At 33.2% G+C, this 774-nt stretch carries 1 protein-coding gene and 1 pseudogene; both read left to right on the plus strand.

What is annotated here, in order from left to right:
* The coding region (locus QZ359_RS07605; RefSeq protein WP_293965215.1) for a peptidylprolyl isomerase at positions 1-424 on the plus strand (424 nt) is incomplete at its 5' end.
* 9 nt (positions 425-433) lie between these two features.
* Positions 434-774 (plus strand): annotated as a pseudogene (locus QZ359_RS07610) (DNA primase); the annotation flags it as partial.

The following is a 774-nucleotide window of genomic DNA, read 5'->3' on the forward strand; positions in this document are numbered from 1 at the left end:
GTACTATACGAAAGAAAAACTAGGGGAAAATAATATACGTATTCAACCTTATATGACTGAATCGGCTTATTCTCAAGAATTGACAAGTCAAAACGATGCCATGAACCAAGTGTATAAGGACTATATTTTGGATTATCATTTTGAAAAAGCTGATATCTTTGTCAATCAGACTACGAATCAAGCCATTGCCATGGTCTCTTATAATGTAACCTATGTATCTAATTTAAAGAATGCCAACCAATCAAAAACCAATCAGACAGAAACAAGAACTGTTAAATTGTCCTATTCTAAACTTCCTGGTAAGTTATTGGTCAACCAAGTACAGGTTTGGAAATCTGGGTTAGATGATTTGGATAAGGCCACTCCCAAAAATTTAGAAGAATCATCATCAATACCATCACTGCCAAATACTACGACAAAATGATGATATTGCATGGAAATAGAAGAATGTAAGCAAATTTCAATTCTTGATGTAGCCAATCGTTTAGGTATCTCCTTTAAACAAGTTTCGAGCAGTGTCTATGAACATCCTGAACATGATTCATTTCGGATTTTTTCAACTACCAATACTTTTAAATGGTTTTCAAGAGATATTCAAGGTGATGTCATTGATTTTGTTCGACTTGTTAAGGGAATTTCCTTTAAAGAAGCTCTAGCCTTTCTTTCTGAAGAACCTTTTCAAAAAGAAGCTGTTCAAGAAAAAAGAGAGAGACCATTTTATTATCCTTTAAAGAGAGTAGAAGATTCTAACTGTAGTCTGGCTAGATATTATTT

It is taken from the genome of Streptococcus sp., assembly GCF_019414905.1.
GTDB lineage: Bacteria > Bacillota > Bacilli > Lactobacillales > Streptococcaceae > Streptococcus.